This window comes from Accumulibacter sp. (assembly GCF_029255145.1).
Lineage (GTDB): Bacteria > Pseudomonadota > Gammaproteobacteria > Burkholderiales > Rhodocyclaceae > Accumulibacter.
On record NZ_JAPUVQ010000098.1, the window covers coordinates 1 to 15,348 of the forward strand.

Sequence of the window (15,348 nt, forward strand, 5' to 3'; positions counted from 1 at the left end):
CCAGACCAACCTTGGCCTTGAACTCCGGCGTATGTACCTTCCGGGTAGTTGCTTCACTCATCGCTTCTCGCTCCTATGATGGAGCACAGCTTAAACCACTGTCTGATTTCCGGGGACCACTATACAGCGTCACGAAGAAGGAAGGCCGCTCTTGGCGGCCTTCCTGTGCTGTGCCCGGTTTGCGCTGGCGGACTACTCGGTTATCAGCTCTCGCCACGAGACGCGGCGGGTATCGAGCGGCGTTGGCGCGGTCGGCACCGGCGCGGTGACGGTATCCGGCGCGTCGGTCCTGATCAGTTCCTTGATCGTGCCATCCTCAAGACGGATCACGCTGGGGGAGGTGCTCAGGAAATCGCCCAGCTTGACCCCGATCAGCCCGGATGTTCCTTCAACGTAGCCGCCGGTCCGATAGTCGAGGAAGTAGGTGTAGCTGACGCCGACCGGAACGCAGGCGCCGGTGGTCGGCGTATTGGTGTTGAAGGCCAGCGTGCCGAGCTGCAGGCGCAGGTCGGTGTTGACCCTTTCGCCGGCTACCGGAAAATCGATGAACCAGCCGTCGTTGGTATTGAAATCGACGGCAGTGTTGGAAGCGGTGACAATCGGCTGGCCGGCCGTGCAGTACGCGTTGCCGCTCGGGCAGACGCCGGTGCTCAGCGTCTGCTGGACGAAGTCGCCGGGAACCGGTGTTGTTTGCGCCGGAGTCAAAGGCCGCGGGCTGCCATAGTCGGTATCGGTGAGCCGGTCCTTGATCGCGTACAGCGACTGCTGCTGCGCCGTCACCAGGTCATCCGAACCGAGCAGCTGTCCGGTCGCGACAAACACCACCGGATAGCTTTCGACCTTGCCAAGTTCTGGCCTGCTGGTGATCGGTTGCGCGACGCCGCTGGCATCGACCAGGGTCGCCAGCCGCTGGGCGTCGTAGACCGCCGGCGAGGCGGGCAGAGGAATGTCGCCATTGACGTCGAAGCGCCAGACATTTCCGAGCTGGTCGCCACCGTAGACGCGCTGGGCGGTGTTGTTGTTGTCCGGGAAGTTGGCCCAGGCGCTGATCCGCGCGAGGCCACCCGGGGTAGTGACATTGCCCGCGCCGGTGCTGATCGTGCGGATGATCGCTCCGGTGGTCGCATTGAGGATGAACAGCCGCCCTTCGCCGTCGCCGGGGGAGACATTGTTGTATCCGGAGGTGACGATGACCACCCAGGTGCCGTCCTTCAGCTTGGTAATCACCGGGTTGCCGTAGGTGTACCCCAGATTGTCATCGGTGAACTCCCACATCGCTCTGGGTGCCGCAGGGTTGGTGACGTCGAGCGCGTAGTAGCCGCGGCCGCCATTGTTCAGACCGCCGACGAGGATGGTCTTCCAGACTGCCGAGCTCGTAGCGCAATCGCTGACACAGATGTCACCGGGGACGGGTGTGCCATCGACCAGGAACTGATGCCTGCCGACGGAGGCGTAGTTCTTGTCGGCAAGCTTGAACAGCCTGGGCATCACGATCGCTGGCACGTAGGCCCACGCTTCCTCTCCGGTCGCCGCATCGAGGGCGTGCAGCATGCCGTCGTTGGCCGCGACGTAGACCCTGCCTGCTCGGGCCAGGTTGGCGGTCTTGAAGGCGCCGTATTGCAGATCGGCATAATTCCACGGCGAGCCCTGGACATAGACCGCTTCCGAGCCGGCGATATCACCCAGCAGGTGCGCGCGCTGGCGGTAGTAGGCGCCGAGGTTGACCAGCGGACCTTCGTTGGTCTTGTCGCCGCGAACGAAGTTGACCAGCGGTTCGCCGCTGGCGCTGGTCTGAGTCGCCGAGTTCAGGCAGATCGTCCCGACCGTGCAGAACTGCGAGAGCGTGCTGAGCGCCGACAGGGCGAAGTAGTCCTGCTCGGTGCTGCTCAGATTGGCCCACAGGAAAAACTTGAGCTGGTCGGTCGATCCAGTGGCGCTGCCGCTTCCGGGGTTGTAGGTGTAGATGGTGCGCACCGTGTGGGTGCCGGCCGAAACCTTGGCGTCGAGCAGCGCCTGGGCCGCCCAGACCGGCGCCGACAGCGCGCCTGTCGTTACGTCGATGGTTCGCTTGACGACGTCTCCCGACCACTCGCCGGCCTTGAACGAGACCTCGAAGACGCTGTTGTCACCGCCGGCCACCAGGTTCGGGCTGGTGACGGTGACCGCCGCCAGGGCGCCGGCCTTGACGCCGACGTTGGACAGCGCGCCACTGATGCCGGTCGCCAGCGAAGCGGGGTCCGAGGCGCTGAAGTAGGTACCCCGGCCATTGACGGCGGCGTGCCAGAGGTCGTCGATATTGGTCTGCGAATCGCTTTCCGGTTTCGGCCAGTTGCACTCGCCGGACTTCTGCCACGGGCACAGGCCGGTGACGGTATTGGCGGTGACGCCCAGGTTGATGCTGTTGAAATCACCACTGCTGGCGGTCAGGTAGTCGGGCTGGTATTGCATCAGGCCGGAAGCGCCCAGACCGAGCGTGTAGGTGTTCATGAATTGCCGCGGGTTCTTGGCGTCGTTGACGCAGACGTCGTTGTGAGTGGTGACGTTGCCGCTGACCACCGGACCGCCGGTGCAGCGATCCGGAACCTGCAGGGGATCGCGCAGGTCGGTCTTCCAGTAGTATTCGGCGACGTCCGCCAGCGTGTCGCTGGTCGGACCGAGGGCGACCGTGCTGCACTTGGTTTCGACGTAATCGTTATTCGAGCTGGCTGCTTCCTCGGTACACGAGCCGACATTGGTCGGGCCGGTCGTGACCGTCGGGCACTCCGTTGTCACCCATCCGTTCGTCTCGCTGGCTACGGCCTCGGTGCATTCGGCGGCGGTGGCCACCTTCGTGGCGGTCGGCGGCGGAATGACGTACTGGCAGTAGGTGGTCAGCCCGTTGACGGTGCCTTCCGTGCAGGACGGCACGTCGGTCCAGTCCGCGATGACCGGGGCTGTCTGACACGCCAGGGTCGCGGTTGGCGTGCAGCTGGCGGCAGGCTCCCAGGGGTTGGGCCAGGAGGTCTGGCATTTCGTGTTGGGAGCGTTGGGGTCGCATGAAGCCGTTGCAGTCCAGGGCGTCCAGGTCGTGTCGCACTCTCTGGCCAGTTCGACGGTGAAGTTCGGGCCGGGCGATTGGCTGACCGGCGTGCACGAGCCGGTGTTGCTCCAGCCACTCCAGTCTTCGTACTTGCATTCCTGCGAGGACGACACCGTACAGGTGCTCGCATTGACCCACGGGTTGGGGCTGGGAAATACCGTCTGGCACTGAATTGCCGTGCCGACGGTGTAGTTCGGCCCCGTCGATTGTGGCAGGGGCGTGCACGAGGCGACGTTGGTCCAGCCGGTCCAGTTGGCGTATAGGCATTGCGTTTGCCCGGTAACGGCGGTGCATGACGACGTGGGAGTGAACGCTGTCCACACCGTCTGGCATTGCGTGTTCGGACCCGGAACACAAGTGGGCGTGTTGGTGAATGTGGTCCAGACAGTCTGGCAATTTCTCGCCGTGGTGACGGTGTAGGTCGGGCCGACAGATTGGGCTACCGGCGTGCACGAGCCGGTATTGGTCCAGCCGCTCCAGGCGGTGTACTGGCACTGCTTCTGGGTCGCACCGGAATTCACTTCGGTGCACGTATTGCCGCTACCGACGTTTTGCCAACTGCCGTAACTCACCTGGCACTGCTTGGCTTGGGTTACCGTAAACGGTGACGCGGGTGATTTTGCCACGGTCGCGCAGGAAGGATCGTCGACATAGGTGCTCCAGCCACCGTACTTGCACTCTACCAAATTTGATACCGTAGTACAGCTTGCAGTGGTGTCGGCCCACGGCGTCCAGTTGCCGGTCGTGCATTCGCGAGCGACGCCAACCGTGTACGGCGAGCCGACGGATTTCGCTTGGGGCGTGCACGATGCGACATTGCTATAGCCGGTCCAGGCCGCGTATTGGCACTTCATGGTGGCCGACGTGGTGCATGACGACGCGTTGACCCACGGATTTGGCCAGGTCGTCTGACATTCAACCGCCGTGCCAACGGTGTAGGTGGTCGGTCCGGGAGACTGCGCGACCGCCGTGCAGGCGCCTACGTTCACCCACGACGGCGACGTGTATTGGCATTGGGAATCGGTGGTGTAGATTAGTGGGTCGTATTCCCCTCCCGTACCCGTTACGCCGCCGGCCACCACCGTGCAGCTTGAAACGTCGTTCCAGCCCGACTGGGGCAATGTCTGGCACTGGACGCGGTTGGTTCCGGTGTTCACCGGCGAACACGAAGCGACATTGCTCCAGCCGGTCCAAGTCGTGCCGCCGTTGCTCGACGTCTTCTGCTGCACCTGGGTCACCATCTGCTGCAACTGGTAGGTCTTGCTCTGTAGCTGCGCGGTCTGGCTTTGCAGCTGCGCGGTGCGCTCCTGATCCTGGGTCTTCGTTCTCGTCTGAAGATTAGCCGTGCTCCCCTGCAAGGTGCCGTTCCGATAGCGCAGGGTAGACGTTTGTCTCTGGAGCTGGGTCAGCGTCGAAACCTGTTGTTGAGTGAAGGTGCTGATCTCGAGTTGCGAGGTTTGGCTCTGCCACTGCGCTTCCTGGCTCTGGAGCTGCGACGTCCGCGTCTGCTGCTGCGTGAAGGTGCTGATCTCGACCAGCGCCGCCTGGCTCTGGAGCTGCTCGGTCTTGGTCTGCGCCTGGGTGGCCGTGGTGGGCGTTTCGATCTTGGTGATCTGCTTCGTCGTCTTGATGTCCTGCGGGCCGCCGGCATCGAGTTGCGGGCGAACCTCAAGCCCCGGGCCATCCTGATCGCCGACGGCGGTGACTCCGTTCCACTGAAAACCGGCGCCTTCGTTCCAGTAGCCGTCGGTCGACAGGATGGTGACGTTCTGCTGGCAGTAATGCTGCACCGGGTCGACGACCGCAACGCCGTTGAACGTCAGCTCGTTGAGCCGGCCAGCGTACAGGCGCCCGGCGTTCGACAGGGCGACGCGCAGCGGCGTCAGCGCGCCCGTTTTGGGGTAGGCGGTAAACAGCTTGTCGTACCAGGCCTTTTTCTGGGCGGCGTTGAACGAGTCGATATTCTGGAAGTCGGTCGTCGTATTGTTGTTGATGGTCATGTAGCCGACGCGGAAGCTGCCGTTGATCGGCTCGAAGGACAGGCTGGTGGCGGTCTTCATGGCCTGCATGCGGGTCCGGTAGTACGCCCACCAGTTGGCGTAGTTGGTCATTTCCTCGCTATACGTGCACTCACTGGCGGCACAGTCGCTGCGCGTGACTGCCTTGGGGTAGGCGGTGGTGGTCGAGGTGATCACGGTCAGCAGGTTTTCGCCCGGTGCGAGGTTGCTTGCCGGGCGGGCAAAAGCGCTTGGCGTCGCGGCCATCGACCCGCTCTGGGTCATCACCGGCGCCGATGTCGTGACGCCCGGCGCGGTGATGGTGATCGTGTAGTTGGACCCGGCGACCGCGGCGACGGCGTTGTAGCCGACGATCGTGCAGTTGCCGGCCAGCCCGTAGGTGCAGGCATTGATGCCGGCCTCGATGGCGCCGGCCAGCGTCGCCGGCGAGGTGGTCGCCGCGATCGCCACTGACAGGATCTCCTTGGTGTCGACGGTGATGTTGCTGATCGACGTGCTGCTGCTGCCGCTGATGATGATCGTGCTGGTGCGTGGCGCCGGCATGCGCGGGAAATTGAAAGGAATGTTGGCGGGGGTGGCGGGCGCCGGCGGGCTGGGGTCGACCTCGGTCGCCTGGCAGGCGCCATCGGCAGGCACGGCGGCGACCGCGTCGGCCGCGGTCTTGCACCAGCGCAGGAAGGCGGGGACCGGATAATCAACGCTGGCGGCGCTGGCGGCGACGCAGGTTTTCATGCTCTGGTTGGTGCAATATTCGCCGGGGACGGTGGTGAAGTAATAGGCGTTGCCGTTCAGGTTGCTGGCGCTGGCGCTCTGCACGCCGTAGCCGTCGTCCTTGACCGCGGTCCAGGGGGTGATCTGGCTGGGGTAGGTGGTGGTGTCGGGCGCGCCGCTGACGTCGAAATACTTGGGTGGCGTGTAGGTGACCGCCGGGTTGTAGGCGAGGCCGTTGAAGCGCGGGTTGTGGGTCTGATTGATCTGCGTGCTGAGCCCGGCCCAGTCCGGCAGGTAATCCCAGTTCATGCTTCCCGAGTCATCGAGCACGAACAGGATGTTTGGCGATATCTCGACCGACGAGGCGCCGGAGAGCGGCGAGCCGGCCAGTTGCGTCGGTGCAGCCTGCACGCCGGTTCCGACGAGGAGCAGGGCGATCAGCGTGGTCAGTGTGCTCAGGCTGGGCATCGGTTGGTTGGTCTTCATGGCGAGCTCCTCGTCGAATCCTCTGTGGGCCTATAGCGCAATGATCGTCTGGATGTAGGCGACGGTATTGCGTGGCCCGGCAATGCGCGTGGTGATCCGGTAATACACCTGATTGTTGGTCAGCGGCGCGATGCCCCCAGCGCCGAAGCTGCCGCCGGAGTTGATCCCGGCCGGCTGTTTGGCGCAGTTGGCCAGGTGCGGCGCGCCGGCCGTCTGGCACAGTCGGTGAATGACGTAGGACACGGTGTTGCCGGCAGCGTCGGTGGCGCCGGTCACTGCCTGCGCAGCCAGTGTGGCGTTCCAGAAAGCGTCCCAGGACTGGTTGCCGACGGGATCGTCGCGCAGGGCACGGTAGCCATTGGCGGTGCTGTCGGCGTGCAAGGAAGTGTTGCCCACCGTGTTATTGGGCTGCAGCCAGCCGGCGATGGCGACTTCCGTACTTCGTTCGCCGGCCTGCACGGCGGACTGATGAAACGACAGGTTGCCAGCGACCAGGTTGGCGGTGTCGACCGAGCGCATCAGCGCGACACCCGCCAGGGTGAGCGCCACCAGAATGATCAGTGCGACGAGCAGGACGACGCCGCGCTGGTGGCGGGCGGGCCTGTGGTCGGCACACGGCCGGGGCCGGAAGGGAGTTTGCCTTAGGTACATGCCGACATCCAGGGCAGGTTGCGAAGTGGTACGACGGTTTCAAAAACCTTGTAGCGGTAGTTCTGCCAGTTGGCTCGCGCGCTGAGATCGATGTTTGTCGCTGCGCTGCCGCTACCGGCCCAGGTCGGTGCGGCCGCGGTAATCTGGTCGCGATCGACCTGGCTGTTGCGGGCAACGATGGCGATGCGCAGCGCTGTGGTTCTCGCCCACAAGCAGGCCAGGGTGGCCTGGCTGGCATTGACCGGAGTGGTCTTGTCCCAGCTGTCTACACCGCTCACCGCTGTCGAGGCGTGCCCGTACTCGGCTCGCAAGCTGACGATGTTGTTGGCGATCGGCACCCAGCTGGCGCTGCACGTGCCAGCTACGGTGCAGGCGGCGCCGCAATCGGCCAGCCGGTAGTCGCAGACGGTCAGGTTGCCGGCGCGAACAGCATAAGCGAGGATCCTCGGGTTGCCTCCGAGGTTGAACAGGGTGCCGCCGTCGACGGCGCCACTCGATGCCACGGTGACATTGGGCGCCGCGACGGCGGTGACCGGAGCCAGCGTCAGGGCGCAACCGTTGAGTGGCGCGGACGGTGCCGCGATGACCCACTGATTGACGAGGTAATTGTTGGCCGCCCCGACGGCGATCAACGAGCCATTGACGGCGGTGATCACGTCACCTTCCGGCGGTCCCTCGTTGTTGCCGAAGGTGACCAGCAGGGTATCGGTATTGGCGTCACCGGCCGGTACGTCGGCCGTCGGTGGGTTGACCAACACGGGGCCGAGCTGGGCCAGCGTGCGGCTTGCCGGGGCCGGCAGCGTCAGCGGGCAGCCCAGAACGTTCAGGGCGTTGAAGCCGTAGCCGCCCTGGCGGATGTCGCGCTGCAGCGCATACAGAGCCATCGCGCCATTGCTTTGGGCGTCGCCGGTGCCGGTCGTCGCCCGCCGCTGACCCTCGGCGGCGGAAAAGACCTGCATCATGACGATCAGGCCGATCATGCCGATGACCATCGCAACCATGACTTCGACCAGCGTGAAGCCCTTCAGGCTGACCGGTGTGTTGGGTAATGAACGTGGTTCCATGGCGCTCATGGGTTTCGGACGACTTGTGAGACGACAATGTGCCGGTGCCCGGGCTCAGCCGGTGGCATTTCCGGGGTGCGCCAGAAGAGGGTGATCACGACTTGCCCGGCGGTTACTCCGGCAGTGTCGTCGACGGTGACGGTCGGCAAGGTGGAGGTCACGCCACTCGACGCGGCGACCACTCCGGGGAGACCTTCGGTGCCCGAGACATCGGCAAGCCAGGCATTGTAGGCGCCGCCGCCGGTCTCGAAGTCGGTCTTGAGGCTGGCCAGATTGCCGCCGCTGACCCACATCTGCCCGATCAGCCGGTTGGCCAGCAGCGTCGCGTCGGTACGATGCTTGGCGTCGCCGGTGAGTTTGATCGAGATCGCCTGCAAGGCGACCAGCGAGAGGATTCCCAGCGAGAACACCAGGATCGCGATCAGGGCCTCAAGCAGCATGATGCCCGCCTGTCGCTGGATTGGTTTGGGACAGTTGTTCATCAGCATGCCTGCGCATCGCCAGCGGGCAAGGCGGGATCGCACATCCGAATCTGGCCGCCGATCGAAACCACGATCCGCAGGCAACGAACCTTTCCTCCGGAGGCCATGCAGGTCCCGCCGGTGCTGCTCGCAATATCGATCGCAATGTCGCCGCCCGGCAAAGGCGTCAGGCGTCCGAGGCTGTTGAAGACAAACGCCGACTGTCCCGCCGCCACCGTCGTCGCGGCGGAGCCTTCGGTGCCGCTGCGGATCTGGATGATCCTCGGGGCGACGGTGTCGGAAGGCGGGGTCGCGCATTTGCCTGCGGGGTCGTCCAGGCTTACCACCCAGTTGGGACCGGCATTGTCCAGCGCGCAGCTGTCGTCGAGCGTGGTCATCAGGCCAAGGCCCACCGTCGTGTTGCGCCGCACCGCTTCGGCGCGCGCCAGTTGCAGGCCGTTCAGTACCGATTCGGCTGCGGTGCGGACCCTGGCGTTGCGCAGCCAGTCGCTGAACGCCGGTATGCCGATGCTCATCAGCACGCCGAGAATGAGCATGCCGACGATCAGTTCGATCAGGCTGAAGCCGAGCAGTGATTTCAACAGCCACCTCCCTTGCTGGTGACCCAACACGCTACCGGCGCCGTTCCCCAGCCGCTCTGGACCGCTGTGGTTGCCTTGATGTTGGCCTGGGTGACGGTGTAGGTGAAGCCGGTCATCGAACTCTTGCCGGTGGCGGTCAGGGTGTAGGTGGTGGCGGTAAGCGTCGGGCAGCTGAAGTCGAAGTACTGGCTGGTGGTGGTGTCGTTGTCGCAGGCCGGCGAACTGATGGCCGGGTTACCGCCGCCAGCGGCCTGAAAATACAAATGGTTATCCTGAAAGAACTGCTCCATGCGGACCCGCTTCTCGGACAGTCCCGCGGTCGCCTGGGTGATGCGCGAGCGGATCAGGTAGCTCGAATAGTTGGGAACGGCGATCGCCGTCAGGATGCCGATGATGATCACCACCATCATGATTTCGATCAGGGTGAAGCCACTCTGGTATTTTTTCACGGCGCTACTTTTCCTCAAGGGCGGCATCGGTGGTCGGACAGCGCGCAATGGCGACTGATGCAATCATAGTCGCGGGTCGCGCTGGCGCAATTCCTGGGCGACATACGGCGCCTGGCGCCGGACGAGTGGCGCGGCAGGGGCTGCTCGCGACGGTAGAATCCAGCTTCCGCCGGCTTCGGCAGCCCCCTTGCAGGCCGTACATCTCGTGAACTCGCTCTTCCCCGGCAGTCACGTCGCGCTGGATCAGCGAAAGACGCTGCTCTGGGCCCTCGCGGCGTCGCTGTCGCTGCACCTGGTGGCGCTGGCCATGATCCAGGTTGCCGCCGGGTCAGCCGGAGCGCGGCTGGCCGGATCGCCGCCGTCGGCGCTGGTGGCGACGCTGCGGGGGCCGGCCAGCCGGGATGCTCGCGGCGAGAGTGAAGATTCGGGAGTGCTGCTGGCGGCGTCGCGGGCGGAAGAGGGCCGGGGACAGGCTGCGGAAGCGGTGCCGCCGGAGCCCGATTCTCGCGATCCGGTCGAGGTCCTGGGGCAGCGCCGGCTGGCGGCGTACTTGCCGCCGTACCTGTTCGAGGCGTCGTCGGAAACGCCGGTGCTGGGGTCGCTGGCCGATTCGCCGCTGGGCCCGTGGTATTTCCCGCGTTCGCACTTGACGCGTCCAGTCGCCTTGCTCGACGAGCCGCAGGTCACTGCGCCGCCGCGCGCGGCCGGTGAAGAGTCTGCCAGCGGGAAGGTGGTGTTGCGCGTCTTTGTCGGCGCCGGTGGTGCGGTGGAGCGTATCGACGTTGCCAGCAGCACTCTGCCGGCGGATTACAATGCCGCCGCGGTCGCCGCTTTTTCGCGCCTGCGGTTTCGTCCCGGCGAGATCGAAGGGGTGGCGGTGACCAGCGAGGCTCGCTTCGAGATCGCCTTCGCCGCTGGCGAGATTGGCAGCAGCCATGTCGCCGGCAGCAGGGCGGCCCAGGCGGCGCCTCCGGCGCGTCTGCCCACGGGACGCTAGTTCCGGCGGCCGTGCCGGTGGTCCGTTCCGGTCATGCTCCGGTTACGCGGCGTTCACCTGGCGGTCACCTTCGCGGCGCGCCGGAGCGGGTACTCAGGACTGCAGTTCGCGGGGCAGGGCGAAGGTGACGTTCTCCTCGGCGCCGTCGAGTTCTTCGAGGCGGCTGTGGTCGTCGCCAGCGAGCCGATCGACGACGTTGCGGACCAGTACTTCCGGCGCCGAGGCGCCGGCGGTGACGCCGACCCGGCTGGCGCCGGCGAGCCATGCCGGGTCGATCTGCTCGGCCTGGTCGATCAGGTAGGCGCGGCTGCCGCGAAGTTCGGCGACTTCGCGCAGGCGATTTGAGTTGGAACTCGACTTGCTGCCGACGACCAGCACCACGTCGCTGATCACGGCCAGCTGCTTGACGGCATCCTGGCGGTTCTGCGTGGCGTAGCAGATGTCGTCCTTCTTCGGGCCGATGATCGCCGGAAAGCGTTCTTTGAGCGCCGCGATGACCTGCGCCGCGTCGTCGACCGACAGCGTCGTCTGGGTGACGTAGGCCAGGCAGGACGGGGTCCGGACCGCCAACCGGTGAACGTCGGCAGCGGTTTCGACGAGATACATGCCGTCGGGGCTCTGGCCCATCGTTCCCTCGACCTCGGGATGTCCCCTGTGGCCGATCATCACGATCTCGCGGCCTTCCCGGCGCATCCGGGCGACTTCCACGTGGACTTTGGTGACCAGCGGACAGGTGGCGTCGAAGACCTTGAGTCCGCGCGCTTCGGCCTCGTCGCGAACGGCCATCGATACGCCGTGGGCGCTGAAAACGACCGTATTGCCGGCGGGCACGTCAGCCAGTTCGTCGATGAAGATGGCGCCCTTGCGACGCAGGTCGTCGCAGACAAACTGGTTGTGCACCACCTCGTGACGAACGTAGATCGGCGCACCGAATTTGGCGAGCGCGCGCTCGACGATGGCGATGGCGCGGTCGACTCCGGCGCAGAAGCCGCGGGGGTTGGCGAGGATGATCTGCATGCTGGGCCTCACAGGATGGCGATGATTTCGACTTCGAAGCGAATCGCCTTGCCGGCGAGCGGGTGGTTGAAGTCGAACAGCGCACTGGTCTCGGTCAGTTCGCGCAGGAATCCGGCGAAGGAACCAGTTCCGTCGGGCGAGCTGAACTCGATCAGCGAGTTCACCCTGAGTTCGACTTCCGGCGGCAAGGCGCTGCGCGCGATGCGTTCGAGCAGGCGCGGGTTGTGCGGCCCGAAGGCGTCTTCGGCGGCGAGTTCGAAGACCTGCCGCTCGCCCGGCGACAGGCCGAGCAGGCAGCGCTCCAGCGTTTCGGCGAGTTGGCCGCTGCCCATTTGCAGGGTCGCCGGCGACAGGTCGAAGGTGCTGACGTATTCGTCGTCGTCGGCGGCTTGCAGGTCGGCCAGGCGGTAGTGCAGCGTCAGGTAGCTGTCGCCGCCGACCGTTGGCGCGCTGTCCGGAGCGCTCTCGCGCTGTTTCATGGGTGTCCACCCTGTCCGGGCCGGGGCTGACCGTTGCCGCTCGGTCTGGTGGCAAACTGGTCCCAGACCATCAGCAGCGCTCCGATGCTGATCGCCGAGTCGGCGACGTTGAAGGCCGGCCAGTAGAAACCGGCGGCGTGCCACTGCACGAAATCGATCACCGCGCCGAAGCGAATCCGGTCGATGACATTGCCGATCGCCCCGCCAAGGATCATGGTCAGTGCCAGCGAAATCCTGAATTCGCCGCTGTGGCGGGGCAGGATGCTGACGATCCAGGCCGAGATGGCCAGCGCCAGCAGCGTCAAGAACCAGCGCTGCCAGCCACCGGCATCGGAAAGGAAGCTGAAGGCGGCGCCGGCGTTGAAGGTCAGCACCCAGTTGAAGAACGGCGCGACGTAGATCGAATCGCCCGGCTGCAACCAGGCCAGCACCAGCCACTTGCTGATCTGGTCGACGACCACGATGATCCCCGCCAGCCACAGCCAGCGGTCGACGTTACGCGAAGGCACGGGCTTCACCCTCGCCGTGCAGATTGCTGACACAGCGGCCGCAGAGACCTGGCCGATCGGGGTCGTTGCCGACGTCGTCGCGGACGTGCCAGCAGCGCTCGCACTTGGTTGACGCCAGTGGCGCGCAGAGCAGGTGGTCGGTGGTGTCATCGATCACCGCGGCCTGCGAGCAGATCAGGACGAAGCGCAGGTCGTCGCCCAGCGAAGCGAGGAGCTGGTATTTCTCGCCGCTGCAGTGCAGGCGCACCTCGGCCTGCAGCGATGAGCCGATCCTGCCGGCGATCCGCAGCTCTTCGAGGGCGCGCATGACCTCGGCACGGTAGCCGCGGATCTTGTGCCACTTGTCGAGCAGCTCGCCTTCGCCGGCCGGTGCCGGCAGCGTCTGCCAGGTGTGCAGCAGCACCGATTGCTCGGCGTCGCCGGTCTGCAGACGCCAGATCTCGTCGGCGGTGAACGACAGGATCGGCGCCATCAGTTTCACCAGCGACTGCAGGATGTGCCACAGCGCGCTCTGCGCCGAGCGGCGCGCGGCTGAACCGGCAGCGGTGGTATAGAGACGGTCCTTGAGGATGTCGAGGTAGAAGCCACCAAGGTCCTCGGAACAGAAGGTCTGCAGCGACTGGACGACGCGGTGGAACTCGAACCTGGCGTAGTCGGCTTCGCACTGCGCCTGCAGCTGGCGGGCCATGGCCAGCGCGTAGCGGTCGATCTCCAGCCACTGGTCGACCTCGAGCAGGTCCCTGGTGGGGTCGAAGTCGGAGGTGTTGGCGAGCAGGAAACGCAGCGTGTTGCGGATCCGGCGGTAGGCCTCGACGACGCGCTTGAGGATTTCGTCCGAGATCGAAAGTTCTCCCGAGTAGTCGGTGGCCGCCACCCACAGGCGAAGGATTTCGGCGCCCAGGGTGTCGGCGATCTTCTGCGGCGCGATCACGTTGCCCTTGGACTTGGACATTTTCAGGCCCTTGCCATCGACCACGAAGCCGTGCGTCAGCAGGGCGTTGTACGGCGCGCGCCCGTCCATCGCGCAACCGATCAGCAGCGAACTCTGGAACCAGCCGCGATGCTGATCCGAGCCCTCGAGGTAGAGGTCGGCGGGGTACGCCAGTTGCGTCCGGTGCGAGCCACGCAGGACGCTGGAGTGCGTCGCGCCGGAGTCGAACCAGACGTCGAGGGTGTCGCTCATCTTGCGATAGCGATCCGCTTCGGCGCCGAGCAGTTCCGCGGCGTCGAGCGCGAACCAGGCTTCGATGCCGGCCTTCTCGACGCGCAGCGCGACCGCTTCGATCAGTTCGGGGGTCCGCGGATGCAGCGCGCCGGTCTCGCGATGGAGGAAGAAGGGGATCGGAACTCCCCAGTTGCGCTGCCTGGAAACGCACCAGTCGGGGCGCGTTCTGATCATCGCTTCGAGACGCGCACGGCCCCAGCTCGGAAAGAACTGCGTTTCGTCTACGGCGCGTTCGGCGCACCAGCGCAAGCTCGCCTGCTCGTCGTCGTCGGCGTGCGTCGCCGCGTCGGCGGGCGGCGCCGCACGCTGCTCCATGCCGATGAACCACTGCGTCGTGGCGCGGAAGATGATCGGCGTCTTGTGCCGCCAGCAGTGCGGGTAGCTGTGCTGGATCTTCTCTGCGCGCAGCAAGTGACCGCTGGCTTCGAGGGCCTGCACGACCAGCGGGTTGGCCTCCCAGACGGATTTTCCGGCCAGTTCGCCGACGCTCAGCGGCGGCGTGGCGGCGACGAAGCGGCCGTCGTCGCCGACCGGGTTGTTGACCGGCAGGCCGTAGACCTTGCCGATCAGGTAGTCGTCGGTGCCGTGCGCCGGCGCGGTATGCACCAGTCCGGTGCCGGCCTCGACGGTGACGTGACGGCCGCAGATGATCGCCACGTCGCGCGCCTGGAAGGGGTGGCGCAGCAGCAGCTGTTCGAGCGCTTTGCCCTTGGCCGAGCCGAGCACCGTGCCGCTCAGTGCGTAACGTTGCAGACAGCTCTCGGCGAGTTCGGCGACCAGGATCAGCGCGCCCCTGGGGGTGTCGATCAGCTGATAGTCGAATTCCGGGTGGGCGCTGACCGCTTCGTTGGCCGGCAGGGTCCACGGGGTGGTCGTCCAGATCACCGCGAAGGCGGGGCCACGCAGGTGCGTCAGGCCAAAAGCCCTGGCCAGCTTGTCGGCGTGATTGGCGTGCACCTCGAAGGCGACGTCGATCGCCGCCGAACTCTTGTCCTCGTATTCGACCTCGGCTTCGGCGAGTGCCGAACGGCAATCGAGACACCAGTTGACCGGCTTGAGACCCTGGTAGAGGAAGCCCTTTTCAAGGATCGCGCCGAGCGCACGGATTTCGGCGGCCTCGGTCTTGAAGTCCAGCGTCAGGTAAGGATTGTCCCATTCGCCGAGGATCCCGAGGCGGATGAAATCCTTCTTCTGCCGCTCGATCTGTTCGCTGGCAAAAGCGCGGCACAGCTCGCGGACACGGTCGGCAGGGACGTGCTTGCCGTGCAGCTTTTCGATCTGATGCTCGATCGGCAGCCCGTGGCAATCCCAGCCCGGTACGTAGGGCGCGTCGAAGCCGGCCAGCGTTTTGGCGCGAACGATGATGTCCTTGAGGATCTTGTTGACCGCGTGGCCGATGTGGATGTCGCCGTTGGCGTAGGGAGGTCCGTCGTGCAGGACGAAGCGCGGGCGCCCCCGCGAGGCCTCGCGGATCCGCTCGTAGAGCTTGTTCTGCTGCCAGTCGGCGACCCATTGCGGTTCGCGCCGCGCCAGGTCGCCACGCATCGGAAACGGCGTGTCGGTGAGATTGAGGGTTTTCTTGTAGTCAGCCATAGCGGTT

The 15,348-nt window shown here is 65.4% G+C and carries 11 protein-coding genes; 1 reads left to right on the forward strand and 10 read right to left on the reverse strand.

The window, feature by feature from the left end; all coding sequences use genetic code 11:
* Positions 1–192: 192 nt before the first annotated feature.
* Genes Q1L50_RS09805 through Q1L50_RS09830 form a run of 6 tightly spaced genes read right to left on the reverse strand, consistent with a single transcriptional unit; the run spans position 193 to position 9,521 of the window.
* Complete coding sequence (locus Q1L50_RS09805; protein WP_300337965.1) at positions 193–6,294, reverse strand: PilC/PilY family type IV pilus protein; 6,102 nt, start codon at positions 6,292–6,294, stop codon at positions 193–195.
* Between the two features lie 30 nt (positions 6,295–6,324).
* On the reverse strand, positions 6,325–6,945 hold the full coding sequence (locus Q1L50_RS09810) for a hypothetical protein (protein ID WP_300337967.1): 621 nt from the start codon (positions 6,943–6,945) through the stop codon (positions 6,325–6,327).
* The gene (locus Q1L50_RS09815; protein ID WP_300337969.1) at positions 6,936–8,018 is read right to left on the reverse strand and encodes a PilW family protein; all 1,083 of its coding nucleotides are present in this window, start codon (positions 8,016–8,018) and stop codon (positions 6,936–6,938) included. The genes Q1L50_RS09810 and Q1L50_RS09815 overlap by 10 nt, the downstream gene beginning before the upstream one ends.
* Positions 8,015–8,491, reverse strand: a complete 477-nt coding sequence (locus Q1L50_RS09820; protein ID WP_300337971.1) for a hypothetical protein — start codon at positions 8,489–8,491, stop codon at positions 8,015–8,017. The genes Q1L50_RS09815 and Q1L50_RS09820 overlap by 4 nt, the downstream gene beginning before the upstream one ends.
* Positions 8,491–9,072, reverse strand: a complete 582-nt coding sequence (locus Q1L50_RS09825; protein ID WP_300337973.1) for a GspH/FimT family pseudopilin — start codon at positions 9,070–9,072, stop codon at positions 8,491–8,493. Before Q1L50_RS09825 ends, Q1L50_RS09820 begins: the two co-directional genes overlap by 1 nt.
* On the reverse strand, positions 9,069–9,521 hold the full coding sequence (locus tag Q1L50_RS09830; RefSeq protein ID WP_300337975.1) for a type IV pilin protein: 453 nt from the start codon (positions 9,519–9,521) through the stop codon (positions 9,069–9,071). Before Q1L50_RS09830 ends, Q1L50_RS09825 begins: the two co-directional genes overlap by 4 nt.
* A gap of 205 nt (positions 9,522–9,726) precedes the next feature.
* Between Q1L50_RS09830 and Q1L50_RS09835 the strand changes: the two genes are divergently transcribed.
* Positions 9,727–10,518, forward strand: coding sequence for a TonB family protein (locus tag Q1L50_RS09835; RefSeq protein ID WP_300337977.1), 792 nt, complete (start codon positions 9,727–9,729; stop codon positions 10,516–10,518).
* Positions 10,519–10,611: 93 nt separating this feature from the next.
* Here Q1L50_RS09835 and ispH read toward each other — a convergent pair whose 3' ends face one another.
* Genes ispH through ileS form a run of 4 tightly spaced genes read right to left on the reverse strand, consistent with a single transcriptional unit; the run spans position 10,612 to position 15,341 of the window.
* Positions 10,612–11,535, reverse strand: a complete 924-nt coding sequence (gene ispH / locus Q1L50_RS09840; RefSeq protein WP_300337979.1) for a 4-hydroxy-3-methylbut-2-enyl diphosphate reductase — start codon at positions 11,533–11,535, stop codon at positions 10,612–10,614.
* Between the two features lie 8 nt (positions 11,536–11,543).
* Complete coding sequence (locus Q1L50_RS09845) at positions 11,544–12,014, reverse strand: FKBP-type peptidyl-prolyl cis-trans isomerase (protein WP_300337981.1); 471 nt, start codon at positions 12,012–12,014, stop codon at positions 11,544–11,546.
* Positions 12,011–12,523 carry a signal peptidase II gene (gene lspA, locus Q1L50_RS09850; protein WP_300337982.1) on the reverse strand — a complete coding sequence of 171 codons (513 nt, stop codon included), beginning with the start codon at positions 12,521–12,523 and terminating at the stop codon, positions 12,011–12,013. Before lspA ends, Q1L50_RS09845 begins: the two co-directional genes overlap by 4 nt.
* Positions 12,510–15,341, reverse strand: coding sequence for an isoleucine--tRNA ligase (ileS, locus tag Q1L50_RS09855; RefSeq protein ID WP_300337984.1), 2,832 nt, complete (start codon positions 15,339–15,341; stop codon positions 12,510–12,512). The genes lspA and ileS overlap by 14 nt, the downstream gene beginning before the upstream one ends.
* Positions 15,342–15,348 lie beyond the last annotated feature (7 nt).